Here is an 18,082-nt window from a genome sequence, read left to right as displayed (position 1 = left end):
ACGAAATTTACCAGCGGCCGGAACGCAGCATCGCGTTCATTGCCAATCGTTAAGCCGGGACTCTTTGCCTCAGGTCCTGCGGGACTCCTTACGGCTTTGTCACTGGAGGCCTGCCGCACGCCCGCCTAATCGAAGGCATGCGCTTTTTCTTCCACATTGCCGACAAATACGGCCTCTCGGCCGACGGGGTCGGATGCGAATACGCGGAGCAGGACGCAGCCGTCCTGCATGCCAGGCGGCTTGCCGCCGAGCTTGCGAAGTCCGGCGAATTCTTCCGCGGCAGTGTCGTGCTCGTCGCCCGCGCGACGATGCCCGCCCCCGGCTGCGCGAGCGAGAACGGCGCGGCCACATCCGTCGGCAGGCCCTGAGGTCCCGCGCGCCCGCCGATTTCCTGCCCCGTGGCCTACAGGGAATCCCTGATGTGCGCCCCCGGGACGGGCCGCTAAGGTCTTCGCCGGGGGTCGGCTGGATCTGCGGCCGCCTCGGATTGGAAGGCCATCCATCATGGCTGCTTCGGCAAACGAGGCCGGTCAGAATCTCTCGCGCAACGCGCTGATCGCGCTTGTGATCGGGTCGATGGTCGGCTCTGGCATCTTCGCATTGCCGGCTCAGTTTGGACGCTCCACCGGCGCTCTCGGAGCGATCATCGCCTGGGTCATCGCGGGAACGGGCATGCTTGCGCTGGCCTTCGTGTTCCAATCGCTGTCACAGCGCAAGCCCGAGCTCGATGCCGGCATCTACGCCTATGCCAAGGCCGGATTCGGCGACTACATCGGGTTCGCTTCCGCCGTCGGCTACTGGATCGGTTGTTGTCTTGCGGATGTCGCCTGTCTCATTCTGATCAAGGCCACACTGGGGCAGTTCTTCCCGGTGTTCGGCGACGGCACGACACCGACCGCCATAGCTGTGGCGTCACTGCTGCTGTGGAGCGTGCATCTTCTGGTGCTGCGCGGCATCAAGGGAGCGGCTGCGCTCAACACGGCCGCGACCTTCGCAAAGATCATTCCGATCCTGCTCTTCATTGTCGTGGCTGTGACCGCCTTTGACGGCGGATTGTTCGCGCGGAATTTCTGGGGAACGGCGCAGCCGGACTTCGGGGATGTGGTGACCCAGGTCCGCAGCACGATGCTGCTCACCGTCTTCGTCTTTGTCGGGATCGAGGGCGCAAGCGTGTATTCGCGCTACGCCAGCAATCGGGCCGATATCGGCATCGCAACCGTCAGCGGTTTTCTGACCGTGCTCTGCCTTCTCGTCCTCGTGACGCTGCTGTCCTACGGCGTTCTGTCGCGCCCCGAACTTGCAGACCTGCCGACGCCGTCAATGGCGGGTGTGATGGAATCGATCGTCGGCCGCTGGGGCAGCGTGTTCATCAGCATGGCCTTGCTGATCGCGATCCTCGGCAACTATCTGTCCTGGTCGTTGCTTGCGGCCGAGATCCTGCACTCCGCCGCGATCCAGCGCACGATGCCGACCTTTCTCGCAAGCGAGAATGCCCACAAGGCCCCCGTCGGTGCGCTCTGGCTCACCAACTCCGTCATACAAGCGTTTCTCATCGTGAGCTGGTTTGCCGAATATGCCTTCACGCTCGCCTTGAAGATGACGAGCGCGATGACGCTGATCCCGTATTTTCTCGTGGCAGCATATGGCCTGAAGCTCGCGTCGTCCGGCGAGGGCTACGTCGCCAGCGAGCGCGCCCGCACCGTCGACGGGATCGGCGCAAGCATCGCAACGCTCTACGCCGCCGGCATGATCTATGCCGGCGGACCGAAATTCCTCTTGCTGTCCGCAATCCTCTACGCGCCCGGAACGCTGCTATTCCTGATCGCAAGGCGCGAGCGCAAGGAAAGACTTTTCAAGCCGGTCGAGTCCGTCCTGTTCGGAGCGCTCGCAATCGCCGCGGGCGCCGGGATCTACGGGCTGGCTGTCGGAGCCATCTCGATCTGACTGATATCGCTGATCGCATGGAGACGCACGCATGAATATCCGGGCCGTGTGCCACGCCCTGATCCTGGGCGGACTGGTGACCGTCGCCGTACCGTCACCCCTCTCTCTGGCCCAACCGAAAGACAACAGTGCCGCGGCAACGAAGCAAACCGGCGCGACCGCGCCGAGCAAGGCAACGCCAAACACCACCATGAGACCGTTCAAGCACCGCTACTGGCGTCATCGCGGCGGCAGGCATCCTCATTATGGCAGCCGCCGCCTCGGCACCTGAGGCACCGCTAAGCATGGCAGTGGATCGATCGATGAGCGATACGAGGATGGCACCAGAGCGGGTTCACGAGATCGTTCTGCACGAGGACCCCGTCGACAAATCCCGGGAAACGGGTCAGCCGAGCATTCTCACGACCGGCCTCACCTTGATCGCTGTCGGCGTCGCTCTGTTCCTGGTGTGGCAAACGGTATCCAGCCTCCTCATTGTCTTCGCGGGCGTGCTGTTTGCAGCCTTTCTGGATGCTGCGGCACGCGCTCTGGCGCCGGTCCTTCCCCTCAGTCGCGCTTGGCGTCTCACACTCGTCCTCCTGCTGCTCTCGGCCATATCGGGGTTTGGCCTGGCCTGGGGTGCGGGAAAGCTGCCGGAACAGACGCGCCTGTTGCTGAAGGTCATGGATACCCAGGTCGACATCCTCCAGGAGCACCTCTTGTCCTATGGCGTGGACCTGCTCGGCCCGGAATGGGGGCGTGACTTTGCGCAATGGCTGTTCGCTAACCAGGGCCGGTTTCTCAGCCACGCTCATTTTCTGCTGGGTGGAGCGTCGAGCCTTCTGACCGGCATGCTCGTGGTTCTGTTCCTCGGCATCCTGTTCGGCTTCGATCCCACGAGCCACCGCGAGAGCCTGGTCACGCTGGTCAGGCCATCCTACCGCGCCCGCGCCCGCGCCGTGATGGACGAGATGGGCAGCGTCATGCGGCTATGGTTCGTCGGCCAGCTGATTCGCATCATCCTGATGACGGCGTGCGTCTGGCTTGCGCTTTATCTGATCGGGCTGCCGGGCCCGTTCGTGCTCGGCTTGCAAGCGGGCCTGTCGAATTTCATTCCCTATCTTGGACCGATCATCGCGGCGATTCCGATCGCACTCGTGGCTATGCCGCTCGGCGCCTCGCTGCTGGTCTGGGCCGTCGTTGTCTATTCGATCATCCAGTCGATCGAAGGCTACGTGATCGGTCCACTGATCCAGCGCAAAGCAGTCGAGACACCGCCGGCCTGGACACTGGTTGCTATCGTCCTTCTCGGTGCCTTGTTCGGAGTCATGGGCATTGCGCTGGCGATGCCGCTCGTTGCCATCGGCCGGGTCGCGATCATCAGGTTCTATGTCGAGGACTACCTTAGCGAAGATCTCGAGCCGGCGACGAACAAGCGTGAGTGACAACCCATGACCGAAATCGATGCGCAGCAACGCGATGCCTCGGAGCCTCCACCGACGCGAGCGGGGACAGCGCGTTTTCTGTGGCAGCAGCTTCCCTATCTCGTTGCGCTGACGCTCGCGATCGCCGGCGTCGCCTATACCAACGTCTCGCACCAGCCGCTGGTAGGCTATTGGGAATTTCTCGCGCTCGCCATCGGCGTGGTCTGCGTCGTCACCAAATGGCCGGAGACCGAAGGCAGGGAGAACCGCATCCGTCTGATCTGGACCCAGGCGCTGCACTGGATCGCTGTCCTGATCACGATGAACATCATGCTGCTCGCCGGGGTTCAGCAACTGCTTCCCACGCCGGCGACCGGCCTTGTCCTGCTGACGCTGCTGGCGCTCGGCACGTTCCTTGCGGGCGTGAGCCTCTTGTCGCTGCAGATTGCCTTTCTCGGCCTTGCCATGGGCGTCGCCGTTCCGGCGATATCCTGGCTGAAGCAGTCGATCTTCTTTTTCCTGCTCGGCGCCGTGCTGCTGATCGGCCTCGCCCTCGCGTTCTGGCTGCGCCAGGACCAGCGGCCATCAGTCGACGCGCCGGAAGCCAGGCACCAGGCGGAGGCTTGAATGCGATCATCGCGATATCTTGCGGCCATCAGCGCATTGGCTGTTCTTTTCGCCGTCTCCTCGCCCGCGCGCGCGGAGAGATTCAGGGTCGGCAGGCTGCTGTGCTTCCTGGAGCCACGCGTCGGACTGGTGCTGGGATCGGCGCAGTCGTTGCGCTGTGTATTCACCCCGCTGCGCACCGCCCGGCAATACGTCTACGAGGGACGCATCAGACGCGTTGGCCTTGATCTCGGCGTGACCAGCGCCGGCACGCTGTCCTGGGCGGTCTTCGCCAGGAATTCGAGGATAGGTCCCGGCACCTTGCGCGGCAATTATGTCGGCGCGAGCGCCAACATCGCATTGGGGCCCGGCCTCGGGGCCAATGTCCTGATCGGCGGCTCGCGGCGGAGTATCATGCTCCAGCCGCTCTCGATCGAGCGCTCGATCGGACTCAATCTCGCAGCCGGAGTGACCAACCTGACACTGGGACCACGAGGCCCGCGATGACCCGTGCCCCGTGACCTCGCGCAGAACGGCGGGGCGGACGGGGAACAGCTCCGCCCGGCATCAATGAGAACGGCTTCGACCATGAAGCGCAATCGAAAACGTTGGCTGATCGTCGTCCTGGTCGCGGCTCTCTGCGCAGCCGGTTACTTCGTTTGGCAGAGACTTGGCGGCGACAACCTTCCGGGCGGATTTGCCAGTGGCAACGGCCGCATCGAGGCCGTCGAGATCGACATCGCCGCCAAGGCGCCAGGGCGCATCCGGGACATCCTGGTGCGGGAAGGCGATCTGGTCACCGCGGGACAGGCGCTGGCGCAGATGGACACCCTGCAGCTCGAGGCGCAATACCGCCAGGCCCAGGCGCAGTTGCGGCGCGCCACGATCGGCATCGAGACCGCCAAGAGTCTCGTGACCCAGCGCGAGGCCGAGAAGAAGACTGCGACTGCCGTGATCGCGCAGCGCAGCGCGGAATTGGATGCGGCCGATCGCAAGCTCCAGCGTTCCGAGCAATTGATCAGAACCAATGCGGTCCCGCAGCAGGTGCTCGACGACGATCGAGCGGCCGCCAACGGCGCGCGCGCGGCTGTGGCGGCGGCCGAAGCCCAGTTCGCCGGCTCGGAAGCCGCGATCGGCGCGGCCAAGGCGCAGGTGGTCGACGCGGAAGCGGCCGTCGAGGCGGCCAAGGCCGCGATCGAGAGCATCAAGGCCGACCTCAACGACTCGACGCTGCGCGCACCGCGCGATGGTCGCGTCCAATTCCGCGTGGCCCAACCGGGCGAGGTCCTCAGCGCCGGCGGACGCGTTCTCAACTTCGTCGACCTCGGCGACGTCTACATGACCTTCTTCCTGCCGACGGCGCAGGCCGGTCGCGTGGCCATCGGTTCGGAGGTTCGCCTCGTGCTCGACGCCGCGCCGCAATGGGTCATCCCAGCCAGGGCCACATTCGTTGCCAGCGTTGCCCAATTCACACCCAAGACGGTCGAGACCGAGGAGGAGCGCCAGAAGCTGATGTTCCGCGTCAGAGCGCACATTTCGCCGGAGCTGCTGCGAAGAAACATCGAACAGGTCAAGACCGGGCTACCCGGTCGCGCCTTCGTTCGTCTCGATCCCAACGCCGAGTGGCCGGCGCAACTGACGGAACATCTGGTCAAATGAGCGACGCGCCGGGTCCATCTCACCCCTCTGTCCCTGCGCCGGTGGTACGCCTCGAGGCGGTCCGGCTGTCCTACGGCGCGACGCGCGCGCTCGATGGCATCACGCTCGACATTCCCGCAAGCCGCATGGTGGGACTGATTGGACCTGACGGCGTCGGCAAGTCCAGCCTGCTCTCGCTCATCGCCGGGGCGCGCGCGATCCAGGACGGCCACGTTCACGTGCTCGGCGGCGACATGATCGACGCCGCCCACCGGCGGCGGACCTGCCCGCAGATCGCCTACATGCCGCAGGGCCTCGGCAAGAACCTTTATCCGACGCTTTCCGTGTTCGAGAATGTCGATTTCTTCGGTCGCCTGTTCGGTCATGACCGGCACGAGCGCGAGGAGAGAATTCAACAGCTGCTGAGAGACACCGGCCTTGCACCCTTCGCAGACCGACCCGCCGGCAAGCTGTCCGGCGGCATGAAGCAGAAGCTCGGCCTCTGCTGTGCGTTGATCCACGATCCCGATCTGCTGATCCTCGATGAGCCGACCACCGGCGTCGATCCGCTCTCACGCCGGCAATTCTGGGAGCTGATCGAGACCATCCGCAAAGATCGTCCCGGCATGAGCGTCATCGTCGCCACCGCCTATATGGAGGAAGCCGCGCGCTTCGATTGGCTCGTTGCGATGGACAACGGGTCGGTGCTCGCCACCGGCACGCCGGCCGAACTGCTGCAGCAGACAGGGACCGGCAATCTCGATGCCGCCTTCATCGCTCTGCTGCCTGAAGAGCAGCGACGGGAGCACAGGGAGGTGGTGATCCCGCCCCGTCGGAGCGACCAGGGCGATGACGTCGCGATCGAAGCCGAGGGGCTCACCGTCAAATTCGGTGACTTCACGGCCGTCGATCATGTGACCTTCCGGATCGCTCGCGGCGAGATCTTCGGTTTCCTCGGCTCCAACGGCTGCGGCAAGACCACCACCATGAAGGTATTGACCGGGCTGTTGCCGGCCAGCGAAGGCGAGGCCCGACTGTTCGGGCGCGAGGTCGATCCCAATGACATGGATATCCGCCGCCGCGTCGGTTACATGTCGCAGGCGTTCTCGCTCTATTCCGAGCTGACGGTCCGCCAGAACCTGGAGCTGCACGCACGCCTGTTCCGGCTGGCTCCCGATACGATCGACGGCCGGGTCCGCGACATGGTCGAGCGCTTCGACCTCGCCAATGTCATCGACGCATTGCCGGACGCGTTGCCGCTCGGCGTCCGCCAGCGCTTGTCGCTTGCCGTCGCCATGATCCACGCGCCCGATATCCTGATCCTGGATGAGCCGACCTCCGGCGTCGACCCCGTGGCGCGCGACAGCTTCTGGCAGACCCTGTCCGACCTGTCGCGGCGGGACAACGTCACCATCTTCGTCTCCACGCACTTCATGAACGAAGCGGAGCGCTGCGACCGCATCTCGCTGATGCATGCCGGCAAGGTGATGATCAGCGGCACTCCAGAACAGATCGCGGCACGGCGCGGCGACGGCAGCCTCGAAGAGGCTTTTGTTGCCTATCTCGAGGACGCGATCGCCGCGACGGACACGGCGAAGACGACCGCCACGCCTCACATTGCAACCACCGCCACGGTGAAGACGCACGGCGCAACGCATGCCGCATCGCGCTTCTTCGATCCGCGCCGGATGTTCGCCTACACGCGGCGGGAGGCACTCGAGCTCAAGCGCGATCCGATCCGCGCCACCCTTGCGATTCTCGGTAGTCTCATCCTGATGTTCGTGATGGGCTACGGGATCAATATGGACGTCGAGGACCTCTCCTTCGCCGCCATGGATCGCGACGACACCACGATCAGCCGCGACTATGTCCTCCAGATCGCGGGCTCGCGCTATTTCACCGAACTCGCTCCAATCACCGACTACGACGATCTCGATCGTCGCATGCGCAGCGGCGAGCTCAGCCTTGCCATCGAACTGCCGCCCGGTTTCGGACGCGACGTGGCGCGCGGCAGCAACGTCCAGATCGGCGCATGGGTCGACGGCGCGATGCCATCGCGCGCGGAGACGGTGCGCAGCTATGTGCAGGCGATGCACGCGACCTGGCTCGCGCAGCGCGCACGGCAGCTCTATGGCAACACCGCCACCACCGGCGACTACCAGATCGAGGTTCGTTTCCTCTACAATCCCGACATCAGGAGCATCGTCGCGATGGCGCCGGCCGTGATCCCGATCCTGCTCCTGATCATCCCGGCGATCCTGGCGACGCTGAGCGTCGTGCGCGAGAAGGAGCTCGGCTCGATCATCAACTTCTACGTCACACCGGTGACGCGGCTCGAGTTCCTGATCGGCAAGCAGCTCCCCTACGTGGCGCTCGCCATGCTCAACTTCTTTCTCCTGACCGCCTTTGCCGTATTCGCATTCGGCGTTCCCTTCACCGGCAGCTTCGTCGCGTTCACGTCGGCCGCGCTCCTGTATGTCATCGTCACCACCGCGATGGGCCTTGTGATCTCTTCGTTCATGGCGAGCCAGATTGCCGCGATCTTCGCCACCACCCTGCTCACCATGATCCCGGCCACGCAATATTCGGGGCTGGTCGATCCGGTTTCCTCGCTCCAGGGTGCCGGCGCCGTCATCGGACGGATCTATCCGACGGCCCATTTCGTCACGATCACCCGCGGCACCTTCTCCAAGGGGCTGGACTTCGGCGATCTGTCCGGACCGTTTCTGGCCCTGATCGTCACCATCCCCGTGCTGCTCGCACTCGGTGTCGCGCTCCTCAAGAAGCAAGCGAATTAGATGCGGACAGGTAATATCGTTCAGCTTGGCATCAAAGAGCTCCGCGGCCTGTTCCGCGATCCCATGATGCTCGCGCTGATCGTCTATGCCTTCACGGTCTCGATCTATACCGCCTCCAGGGCGCAGCCGGAGACGCTGAACCAGGCGGCGCTCGCCATTGTCGACGAGGACAGGTCCCCGGCCGCCACGCGCATCATCACCGCATTCAAACCGCCCTATTTCACGGTGCCTCGCCTGATCCCGCAAGCGGAGATGATGACCCGCATGGATGCCGGCCTGGACACCTTCGCCATCAACATCCCGCCCAACTTTCAGCGCGATCTGCTGGCGCAACGATCGCCCGCCATCCAGCTCAATGTGGATGCGACGCGGATGTCGCAGGCATTCACCGGAAGCGGCTACATCCAGTCCATCGTCGGCGACGAGGTCGGCGAGTTCCTGTCTCGCTATCGCTCGGCCGCGCCCCTGCCGATCGATCTGGCGCTGCGCGCCCGCTTCAATCCCGAGCTCAACAAGGGCTGGTTCGGGGCCATCAACAACGTCATCTCCTCGGTCACGATGCTGTCGATCATCCTGACCGGCGCAGCGCTGATCCGGGAGCGCGAGCACGGCACCATCGAACACCTGCTGGTCATGCCGGTGACGCCCTTCGAGGTGATGGCGAGCAAGATCTGGTCGATGGGGCTCGTTGTCCTTGTCGCGGCGAGCGTATCCCTCGTCTTCGTCGTGCAGGGATTGCTGGCGGTCCGGATCGGCGGCTCGGTCCCGCTGTTCCTGTTCGGCACCGCGCTCTATCTGTTCGCGACAACCAGTATGGGCATCTTTCTTGCCACGTCCGCCGGCACGATGCCGCAGTTCGGTCTGCTCCTGATGCTGGTGCTGATGCCTCTTCAAATGCTGTCGGGCGCCACAACCCCGAGGGAGAGCATGCCCGATGTGATTCAGACCATCATGCTCGCTGCGCCGAACACCCATTTCGTGATCCTGGCCCAGGCCATCCTGTTTCGCGGTGCCGGGCTGGCCGTCGTATGGCCGCAGCTCGCCGCCTTGCTCGCCATTGGCGGCGCATTGTTCTTCCTGTCCCTTCGTCGCTTCCGGCAGTTCCTGCGATGAGGTTCCGCAGGATCCGATCACGCCCGCGGCCGCAGGGAATGGATGGGAACATTCCCGCCCTGCTGCTCAGGGTTTCGTCCGATGTCCGCGCGGGCTGTTCGTAGCTACCGTCCGATGCATGTCGATCGAGCCGCCGTTGCCCAGGAGGATCGCATGACAGTGTATGACGGTCGCGGGAGCCTCGATGCCGTGGGTGCCCCGCCGCTGTGGGCCTGCGCGCTCCTCGGTATCGTCCTGATCGCCGCCGGCCTGTTCGCGCTTGGCGACCTTGCGTTCGCCACCATCATCAGCGTGAAGCTGATCGGGCTCACCGCGATCGCTGCCGGCGGGTTCGAGATCGCACATGCGTTCTGGACCAAGGGATGGGGCGGCTTCTTGTGGCGCATCGTTCTCGGCGCGCTGTACCTTGTCTTCGGTCTCATCCTGCTCACCCAGCCGGCATCGGGCGCACTGATCCTGACCTATCTGCTCGGCGCCGTGCTGTTCGCATCGGGCATCATTCGATGCATGCTGAGTTTCGCCTATTGGCGACAGAACGGCTGGATGATGCTGATCTCCGGCGTCTTCGCCGTCGTCGCCGGGGTGCTCATCCTGTTCGGCTTTCCCGACATCAGCGTGTGGGCACTTGGCTTCCTGCTAGGCATCGACCTGATCTCGCATGGTCTCGCGTGGTTGCTCTACGCCCTGCAATCGCTGCGAACGAGCGCATGACAGAGGAGAACAGCCCAATGGATGCCGCCAGCCGCCGTGCCTTCCTCGGCTTCGCAACGAATGCCCTTGCCGCCGCCGCGATCGGCGCCGCCGGCACCCGGCTCGTCGGCGTCGCGCAAGCGATGCCGATCGATCCCGATCTCGGGCGGGTCGACAAGCCGGCGGACCTGATGCAGGCACAGTGGGGACCGCAGCCAGGCTGGGGACCGCCGCAGCAGCCGGGCTGGGGCGCGCCTCCTCGTCCCGGCTGGCGTCCGCCGCCACCGCGCCGGCGCCGCCGCTGGGTTTGCTGGTGGCATCGCGGCCGCCGCCATTGCGGATGGCGCTGGCGCTAGCGCGCCTTCCGAAGCCAGTTCTGGCCTGAGCAAGGAAGCGGACAATGAACCTTGCTGATGTCCCGATAAGACTGCTGGCGGCGAGCCTGGTGATCGTGTTGGCCCACCGCGCTGCCCCGACGCAACCTGCCCCGCCCGCGCCGGCGGTCGGCGTCGTCGAGGCGACGCGGCGACCGATCACCGAGACCAGCGAGTTTCTCGGTCGGATCGAGGCGATCAACCGGGTCAATGTTGCCGCGCGCGTCACCGCGTTTCTGGAACAGCGGCTGTTCACCGAGGGCGCCGAGATCAGGAAGGGCGACCAGCTCTATCGCCTGGAGCGCGGTCCGTTCGAAGCCGATCTCGCGGCCAAACAGGCGCAGGTGGCGCAGCTCGAGGCGACGCTGGAGAATGCCAGGCTGACGACGGAGCGCGCGCGGACTCTGCTCGGGGGGCCGGCCGGACAGCAATCGACCTATGATGCGGCGCTCGCGAACCAGCGCAGCCTGGAGGCCCAGGTGCAGGCCGCGCAGGCGCAAGTCAAGGCCTCGCAGATCAATCTCGACTATACCGTGATCAGTGCACCGATCGACGGCAAGATCGGTCGCACGACGGTGACGGAAGGCAACATCGTCGGCCCCTCCTCGGGCGTGCTGGCCACGATCGTCAGCCAGGATCCGATGTACGTCACGTTTCCCGTACCGCTGCGCCAGGGGCTCGAGCTGCGCGAACGATACGGTCCGCAAGGCGGCCTCGAGGCGGTGACGATCCGGCTGCGCCTGCCCGACGGCCGCATGTACGGTCAGTCCGGCAAGCTGAATTTCGTCGACAACAGCATCGCGCAGAATACCGACACGATCACGGTGCGGGGCGAGATCGTCAACCCGATCCTGCGCGCCCCGTCCGCGGCAGGCGTCACAGTGCACGAGCTGACCGACGGCGAGTTCGTCACCGTCGTGCTCGAAGGCGTTCAGCCGATCGAAGTGCTCGCGATTCCGCGTTCGGCGGTGCTGTCGGACCAGCGAGGCGACTACGTTCTCGTGGTCGGCGCGGACAACAAGGCCGAGCAGCGACGCATCCAGCTCGGACAATCGACCCCGACGATCGCCTCCGTCATCGACGGGCTTGCGGCCGGCGACAAGGTGATCGCCGAAGGCTTGCAACGGGTTCGGCCGGGTCAGACCGTCTCTGCGGATCCGGCGAGTGCACTCATCCTGTCAAGCATGAAGGACGCAGCCAGCGAGGCAGCTCCTCGAACCAATCACGGGGCCCCGGTTCGGACGGGCCCGGCGGACCGCAGCAAATGATTTCGGGAGTTTTCGTCGATCGTCCCCGGCTCTCGATGGTGATCGCCTTCATCATCACGATCGCCGGCGCGTTGGCGCTCACGCAGATCCCGGTGGCGCAATTCCCGGACATCGTGCCGCCGCAAGTTACCGTCGCCGCGAACTTCCCCGGCGGCTCCGCCGAAGTCGTGGAAAGCAGCGTCGCCCAACCGCTCGAGGCGCAGGTCATCGGTGTCGACCGCGCGCTCTACATGAAATCGACCAGCGGCAACGACGGCAGCTACACGCTGACGGTTTCGTTCGCGCTCGGCACCAATGCCGACATCAACACGGTCAATGTCAACAATCGCGTGCAGAGTGCGCTGTCCCAGTTGCCGACGGAAGTGCAACAACAGGGCGTGACGGTGCAGAAGCGCTCCTCGTCGATCCTGCAATTCCTGGTGCTCTACAGTGCCGATGGCCGCCAGGACCCGCTGTTCATCACCAACTACGCCATCATCAACGTTCTCGATGCGCTTGCGAGCACGCCGGGGGTCGGTCAGGCGAATCTGTTCGCCAAAATGAATTATTCGATGCGGATCTGGTTCGATTCGCAGCGGCTTACCAGCCTCAATCTGACCCCGTCGGACGTCATCGCCGCTATCCGGACCCAGAGTGTCCAGGCCGCCGTCGGCCGCATCGGCGCGCGGCCGATCAGCGACGATCAGCAGTTTCAGTTCAACGTGCAGACCCTGGGCCGGCTCGCCACCGTCGACCAGTTCGCCAACATCGTGCTGCGCGCAAATCCGGATGGCTCCTCGCTGCTGGTGAAGGACGTCGCGCGCGTCGAGATGGGCGCGCAAAATCTCGACAGCGAAGCGCGGATCGACGGACGCGCCGCCGTTCCGATCGCAATCTATCTTTCGCCGGGCGCCAATGCCGTGACCACCGCACGGGCGGTGGCGGACACGATGCAGCGGTTGTCCACCCGCTTTCCCGCAGGGCTGAGCTATCTCGTGCAATACGATTCCACGAGCTTCGTGCGGGATACGATCGCGGAGGTCTTGCAAACGCTGGGCGAGGCCTTTCTCCTGGTCGTGCTCGTGGTTTATCTGTTCCTCGGCAATCTCCGCGCCACGGTCATTCCGGCGGTCGCCGTGCCTGTGAGCCTGATTGGCACTTTCGCCGTCCTGCTCGTGTTCGGCTATTCGGCCAACACGGTGTCGCTGCTCGCAATGGTGCTCGCCATCGGCATCGTCGTGGACGACGCCATTGTCGTGGTGGAGAATGTCGAGCGCGTCATGGCGGAGGAGCCGGACCTGTCTCCGTCCGAGGCCAGCAAGAAGGCGATGGTCCAGATCACCGCCCCGATCATCGCGATCACCCTGGTGCTGCTGTCGGTGTTCGTGCCGATCGCGTTCATTCCCGGCATCTCGGGCACCCTGTTTCGTCAATTCGCCGTGACGATCAGCGCCGCCATGGCGATCTCGGCGTTGAACGCCCTGACGCTGTCTCCGGCACTGTGCGCGCTGTTGCTGCGCCACGGCGGACCCCGGCGCGGCATCATGGGACGCGTGCTCGGCGGCATCGACTGGCTGCGCGACCGCTACGGCGGCGGCGTCCGCTATCTCGTACGCAGGGCCGCCCTGTCACTCCTGCTGGTGGCCGGCTTTGCGGCCGGCATCTTCGGCATGTCGCTGATAACGCCGACCGGATTCTTGCCGGAGGAGGACCAGGGCGCCTTCTTCACCTCGGTGCAGCTGCCTGACGGCGCGTCGGTGGCGCGGACCAGTGAGGTGACCCGGCAGATCGAGGACACGCTGAAACAGATGCCCGCCGTCGATCACGTGCTGGCGGTGATCGGCTTCTCCTTGCTCGACGGCGCCTCCGAGCCGAACAGCGCGCTGGTGGTGGCACGGTTGAAGCCATTCGCCGACCGGAGGGCGGCCGCAGATTCGGCGCAGGCGTTGATCGGCAAGACATTCGCGGCCGGCGCGCAGGTCCGCCAGGCCAACGTGCTGCCGTTCAACCTGCCGCCGATCATCGGGCTCTCAACCGGGGGCGGCTTCGAGTACCAGCTTCAGGCGTTGGAGGGGCAGAGCCCGGCCGCGATCTCCAGCGTCACGAATGCGCTGATCGGCGCCGCCAATGCCGATCCGCGGCTTGCGCGCGTCTTCTCCACCTTCACTGCCACCAACCCATCGCTCTATCTCGATATCGATCGCCGCAAGGCCCAGGCGCTGGGCGTCGCTGTCAACGACATCTTCACCGCCCTGCAGGCGACCCTCGGCGGCATCTACGTCAACAACTTCAACCTGTTCGGACGCACCTGGCAGGTCAATGTTCAGGGCGAGGCGTTCGATCGCGCCGATATGTCGGATATCTGGCGGATTTACGTGCGCAACAGCACCGGCGAAATGGTGCCGATACGGTCGCTGGCCGGCATCAAGATCGTGACCGGGCCGCAGGTCATCACCCGCTACAACAATTACCGCTCCGCAACGGTGAACGGCAGCCCCGCACCCGGCGTCTCCTCGGGCACCGCACTGGCCGCGATGGCGCAGATATCCGATACCGTGCTGCCCTCAGGCTACAGCTTCGCATGGACCGGCACCGCCTATCAGGAGCAGCAGGCCGCCGGCCAGACCGGCATCGTGCTCATGCTGGCTGTGTTGTTCGCTTATCTGTTCCTGGTCGCACTTTACGAAAGCACGGTCATTCCGATTCCGGTTCTGCTGTCGGTGGTCGTTGGCGTGCTTGGCTCCTATCTCGGCATCAAGGTCGCGGGCCTCAACCTCGATCTCTACGGCCAGATCGGGCTGGTCGTCCTGATCGCCCTCGCCGCCAAGAACGGCATCCTGATCGTCGAATTCGCCAAGGAGCAGCGCGAGGCGGGTGTCGCGCTCGAGGAAGCTGCGGTCCGGGGCGCCCATACGCGCTTTCGCGCGGTGATGATGACGTCGGTGGCCTTCATCCTCGGCCTCCTGCCGCTCGTCATCGCAACCGGAGCCGCTGCACTCAGCCGCAGAGCGGTGGGCACTGCGGTGTTCGCCGGCATGCTGGCCGCAAGCTCAATTGGGATCTTCCTGGTACCGATGCTCTATGTGATCTTCCAGCGCATGCGCGAGCGTGTGAAGCTGGGTCTCAAATCAAGCCATCGAACGAATTCGTCGGACCGCAATGCGGTCTAGAAGAATTCAGGCCGCCATCATCTGAAAGCGATCGTGATCCGGCTGATATTGGCCGCAAGCTCCAGGCCCGCCTTCGGGCCTTGCAGCACGATCGTCACGCCCTTCTCGTTGCGCAAATGGACGCCATTGATGCCGCCGACCAGGGCAAAGCCGCCGCCGACGGAGCTGTAGGTGCCGGCGAAGTCGCTGACCTCGCGGATGCCCGAGGCCCAGCCGTCGAGCCGGCCGATCGTGGCGCCGACCGTGATGCCGAAGCTCGTGCCGGTGACCCTGAACGGGTAGCTCTTGCCGCGATAGGTCAGCGCACCGCTTCCCGCGCCCCCGCCGACCAAAAGGCCGGCCTTGACGATCTTGATCCGGACGTGACCGGCCGCTTGTGCGAAGGATGGCGTCGCCGGTGCGGCGAACCCGAGTGCCAGCAAGAGGACCGCGATCAGGCGGAGCGCGTGCAAGCGCATGGACGCACGCCGTTCAGGGTTTTGCGGCATCGACCTTCTTCCAGGTCTGATCGGGATCGAACAGCGTGGTGCGCTCGGCGATGAACGCCGTGCGCTTGCCGAGATCCTTCTGGTAGACGGTGCCGGCATGATTGACCAGGAAGGTCATCACGCCTGAATTGCCGTATTCAGCAGGCCAGGCGATCAGGGCGAAGCCGCCGATCATCTTGCCCTTGACGACATAATTGAGCGCGCCACCGGGCGCATCCGGGCCCTGCCCCTTGAGGATGTGGAAGTAATAGCCGTGATAGGGCGCAGGTCCGACATCGCCTGCGCGATAGCCCTCCTTCGAGGCCTCGGCCGCCAGCGCGCCGAGCGGACTCGGATCGCTGTCGTCGCGCCAGAACAGGCCGTCCTTCTTGCCGGGTGAGGAGACGATGCGCTGCGCGTAGACGCCGGCGCCCTCGCCGCGGTCCTTGTCGGCGTATTCGTTTTGCGCGTCGACAAAGGCGAGCGCGGTCTGGATCGCGTCGAGCTCGTTGCGGCCGATGCGGCGGCGGAGCACTTCGATGCGCCCCTCGTCGGTGTCGAACTCCCAGCCGGCCTTGGTGTTGACCAGCGGAATCGGGAACGGAAAATCATCCGGTCCCAGCAGCAAGGTCGCGGTCTTGTTGCCCTCCGCCTTGATGCCGTGCTTGGTGTCATACATCGACGTGAATCGCTGGCGTATGTCGGTATCGGCGATCTCATCGCCGGAGGAGACGATGTCTTCGGCGGCCCTCCCAAGCACTTTCAGGATGTCGCTCGGTCCGCTCTTGACCGCGGCCGCGAGCGCGGCGGCCGCATCCTCCGGCGTCTTGTAGGCTTGCTGCGCCTGTGACGCGGAGCCAAGCAGCGCCAGTGCCATGATTCCCGGCAACACCGCGCGACGGAACGATATCAGACCGGTCATGGCGTCACCTCCGCAGGGATCTTCGCGCCGCCAGCGACCCAATCGTGGTAGGTGCGAAATTTCAGCCCGAGCTTTTGATAGTGGACACGCAGGTAGCCATCGCTGCCGCGGGTCACTGCATCGGGCACGACCTGCTCGACCTCCTGCGCCATCACGCCGACATAGGCCTTGTCGCTGCCGATATAGCTGAAGCGGTAGTAGCCGAGGCCGCTGGCGAGGTGTCCAAGCAAGACGACATCGTGCTTCAAAGCGATGTCGGAACGTCGGCCACCGCCACCACCGCCGCGGAAGCCGCCTCCTCCGCCGCCACCGCGGAAGCCGCCGCCTCCACCGCCGCGCATCGCCATGCCACCACCGCCACCACGTCCGGCGAAGCTCGGTCCGCCGCCGCCGCGCGGCATGCTCGCCATGCTGGCTCGTCCGCGCGCCGATGCTGCGGCCGCCGATCGGCCGGAGGAAACGTTCATCGCGCCGCCGCGATTGCCACCACCGCCACGGGTAGCCGCACCGCCGCCGGCACGGTTGGCAGCCTTGGCGCGATCGCCGCCACCTTTCGCCCGGTCACCGCCGCCCTTGGCGCGATCTCCGGCACCAGCGCGGTCGCCACCGCCGGGCCGATCGCCACGATTGCCGGCACGATCACCCCGATCTCCGGCACGGTCACCCGCGCGATCTCCCGCACGATCGCCTGCCCGATCCCCAGCCCGATCACGTGCTCCCTGATCCGGGCGCAGCACCTGGTTGCCGTCGCGGCCGCGGAAATCCATCCGGTCCGACGCGCCGGCCTTGATATTGTTGTTGCCGAAGCGCTGCTGGACGTTGGTGTTGTTGTAGCGCACACCCTGGCGATGCGCGGGATTGTGCTGCCAGCCGTTGCCAATATTCGTGGTGCGGTGATTGACGTAGACGTTGCGGTTGCCCCAGTTGCAGCCGCCGCCCCAGTAATTGCCCCAGCGCCCGATGGCCCAGGCCGTGCCAAAGGCGAGGCCGGCCGCGACCATTCCGGCGCCGATATAGGAGGGATAGCCCCAATAATATGGCGGATACTCCGCATAGGGCCAGGTGCCGTAGACCGTCGCCGGATCGTAATACGGCACATACAGCGCGGCGGGATCGGCCTGCTGGATCACGACGACCTGCTTGCCCTCCTGGGTCTGGACGCTGACCTTCTGCTGCTTGGTGGTGACCAGTTTCTTGTTGTCGTAGGCCTTGCTGCGCAGGCGCTGGATCGCGTCCATCACGTCGGGCTGCTGGGCGAGAAAGGCATCGCCGAGCTTCTTGGTCCATTCAAGCTGGTCGTTCATCATGGTCAGAACTTCGGCGGTGCTGGCGAGCGCCTTGACGCTGTCGTCCCAGCCCTGCTTGTCCACCTCCGTCTTCAGCGCATCGCCCTTGAGGGTCTTGCGCTCCTTCAGCCAGCGGTCGGCCTGCACCACTTCGAGCGGATAGGTCGAGGCGGCCAGCACATTGGCCAAGAGCTCGTCGGGATAGAGCGCGATCGGCGCAACCAGGGCCTCGAGCTGCTCGGGTTTCAGGAGCTCGGCCACGGGCGCCGCCGAACTAGCCGGCTGCGCCTGCGTGCTCGGGGGCGTCGGCGTGGGGGTCTGCGCCGTCGCAGCGATCGGGATCGCCATGACGAGCGAAAGCGCCATCAAGGTCTTGCCGCAGCGAAACATCACGTCCTCCCTTCGACTTCCAGTCGGGAAGATC

Annotated in this window: 16 protein-coding genes; 13 read left to right on the top strand and 3 right to left on the bottom strand. The window is 65.0% G+C overall.

Going from position 1 to position 18,082, the window contains the following annotated elements:
• Positions 1-137 precede the first annotated feature (137 nt).
• From GPL20_RS19200 to GPL20_RS19140, 13 genes are all read left to right on the top strand, one after another.
• Positions 138-368 (top strand): DUF6894 family protein, encoded by a 231-nt coding sequence (locus GPL20_RS19200; RefSeq protein ID WP_157331067.1) that lies wholly within the window; start codon positions 138-140, stop codon positions 366-368.
• 136 nt (positions 369-504) lie between these two features.
• Positions 505-1,944 (top strand): basic amino acid/polyamine antiporter, encoded by a 1,440-nt coding sequence (locus GPL20_RS19195; RefSeq protein ID WP_157331066.1) that lies wholly within the window; start codon positions 505-507, stop codon positions 1,942-1,944.
• 31 nt (positions 1,945-1,975) lie between these two features.
• Positions 1,976-2,215 carry a hypothetical protein gene (locus GPL20_RS19190; RefSeq protein ID WP_157331065.1) on the top strand — a complete coding sequence of 80 codons (240 nt, stop codon included), beginning with the start codon at positions 1,976-1,978 and terminating at the stop codon, positions 2,213-2,215.
• Positions 2,216-2,246: 31 nt separating this feature from the next.
• Positions 2,247-3,368, top strand: coding sequence for an AI-2E family transporter (locus GPL20_RS19185; protein ID WP_167533111.1), 1,122 nt, complete (start codon positions 2,247-2,249; stop codon positions 3,366-3,368).
• 6 nt (positions 3,369-3,374) lie between these two features.
• On the top strand, positions 3,375-3,974 hold the full coding sequence (locus GPL20_RS19180; RefSeq protein ID WP_157331063.1) for a hypothetical protein: 600 nt from the start codon (positions 3,375-3,377) through the stop codon (positions 3,972-3,974).
• Positions 3,975-4,460 (top strand): DUF992 domain-containing protein, encoded by a 486-nt coding sequence (locus GPL20_RS19175; RefSeq protein WP_157331062.1) that lies wholly within the window; start codon positions 3,975-3,977, stop codon positions 4,458-4,460.
• A gap of 81 nt (positions 4,461-4,541) precedes the next feature.
• Positions 4,542-5,612 (top strand): HlyD family secretion protein, encoded by a 1,071-nt coding sequence (locus GPL20_RS19170; RefSeq protein WP_167533105.1) that lies wholly within the window; start codon positions 4,542-4,544, stop codon positions 5,610-5,612.
• Positions 5,609-8,389, top strand: coding sequence for a ribosome-associated ATPase/putative transporter RbbA (gene rbbA / locus GPL20_RS19165; protein ID WP_157331060.1), 2,781 nt, complete (start codon positions 5,609-5,611; stop codon positions 8,387-8,389). The genes GPL20_RS19170 and rbbA overlap by 4 nt, the downstream gene beginning before the upstream one ends.
• Positions 8,390-9,502 carry an ABC transporter permease gene (locus GPL20_RS19160; protein ID WP_157331059.1) on the top strand — a complete coding sequence of 371 codons (1,113 nt, stop codon included), beginning with the start codon at positions 8,390-8,392 and terminating at the stop codon, positions 9,500-9,502. It abuts the gene before it with no gap.
• Between the two features lie 153 nt (positions 9,503-9,655).
• A complete protein-coding gene (locus GPL20_RS19155; RefSeq protein ID WP_167533104.1) occupies positions 9,656-10,213 on the top strand; it encodes an HdeD family acid-resistance protein in 558 nt (185 codons plus the stop codon).
• A gap of 17 nt (positions 10,214-10,230) precedes the next feature.
• Positions 10,231-10,548, top strand: coding sequence for a hypothetical protein (locus GPL20_RS39590; RefSeq protein ID WP_157331057.1), 318 nt, complete (start codon positions 10,231-10,233; stop codon positions 10,546-10,548).
• Between the two features lie 44 nt (positions 10,549-10,592).
• Positions 10,593-11,834 (top strand): efflux RND transporter periplasmic adaptor subunit, encoded by a 1,242-nt coding sequence (locus tag GPL20_RS19145; RefSeq protein WP_157331056.1) that lies wholly within the window; start codon positions 10,593-10,595, stop codon positions 11,832-11,834.
• Complete coding sequence (locus GPL20_RS19140) at positions 11,831-14,983, top strand: efflux RND transporter permease subunit (protein ID WP_157331055.1); 3,153 nt, start codon at positions 11,831-11,833, stop codon at positions 14,981-14,983. Before GPL20_RS19145 ends, GPL20_RS19140 begins: the two co-directional genes overlap by 4 nt.
• 17 nt (positions 14,984-15,000) lie before the next feature.
• Here the strand turns inward: GPL20_RS19140 and GPL20_RS19135 are convergent, their stop codons facing one another.
• The 3 genes from GPL20_RS19135 to GPL20_RS19125 are packed head-to-tail and all read right to left on the bottom strand — an operon-like array spanning position 15,001 to position 18,048.
• Positions 15,001-15,441, bottom strand: a complete 441-nt coding sequence (locus tag GPL20_RS19135; RefSeq protein ID WP_309143217.1) for a hypothetical protein — start codon at positions 15,439-15,441, stop codon at positions 15,001-15,003.
• Positions 15,442-15,454: 13 nt separating this feature from the next.
• A complete protein-coding gene (locus GPL20_RS19130; RefSeq protein ID WP_157331053.1) occupies positions 15,455-16,372 on the bottom strand; it encodes a DUF2950 domain-containing protein in 918 nt (305 codons plus the stop codon).
• The gene (locus tag GPL20_RS19125; RefSeq protein ID WP_157331052.1) at positions 16,369-18,048 is read right to left on the bottom strand and encodes a DUF3300 domain-containing protein; all 1,680 of its coding nucleotides are present in this window, start codon (positions 18,046-18,048) and stop codon (positions 16,369-16,371) included. The genes GPL20_RS19130 and GPL20_RS19125 overlap by 4 nt, the downstream gene beginning before the upstream one ends.
• Between the last annotated feature and the right edge of the window lie 34 nt (positions 18,049-18,082).

Origin of the sequence: Bradyrhizobium cajani (genome assembly GCF_009759665.1) — a bacterium.
Taxonomy (GTDB): Bacteria; Pseudomonadota; Alphaproteobacteria; order Rhizobiales; family Xanthobacteraceae; genus Bradyrhizobium; species Bradyrhizobium cajani.
The sequence above is the reverse complement of the archived record's forward strand: the minus strand, read 5'-3'. Positions and strand labels throughout refer to the sequence as shown.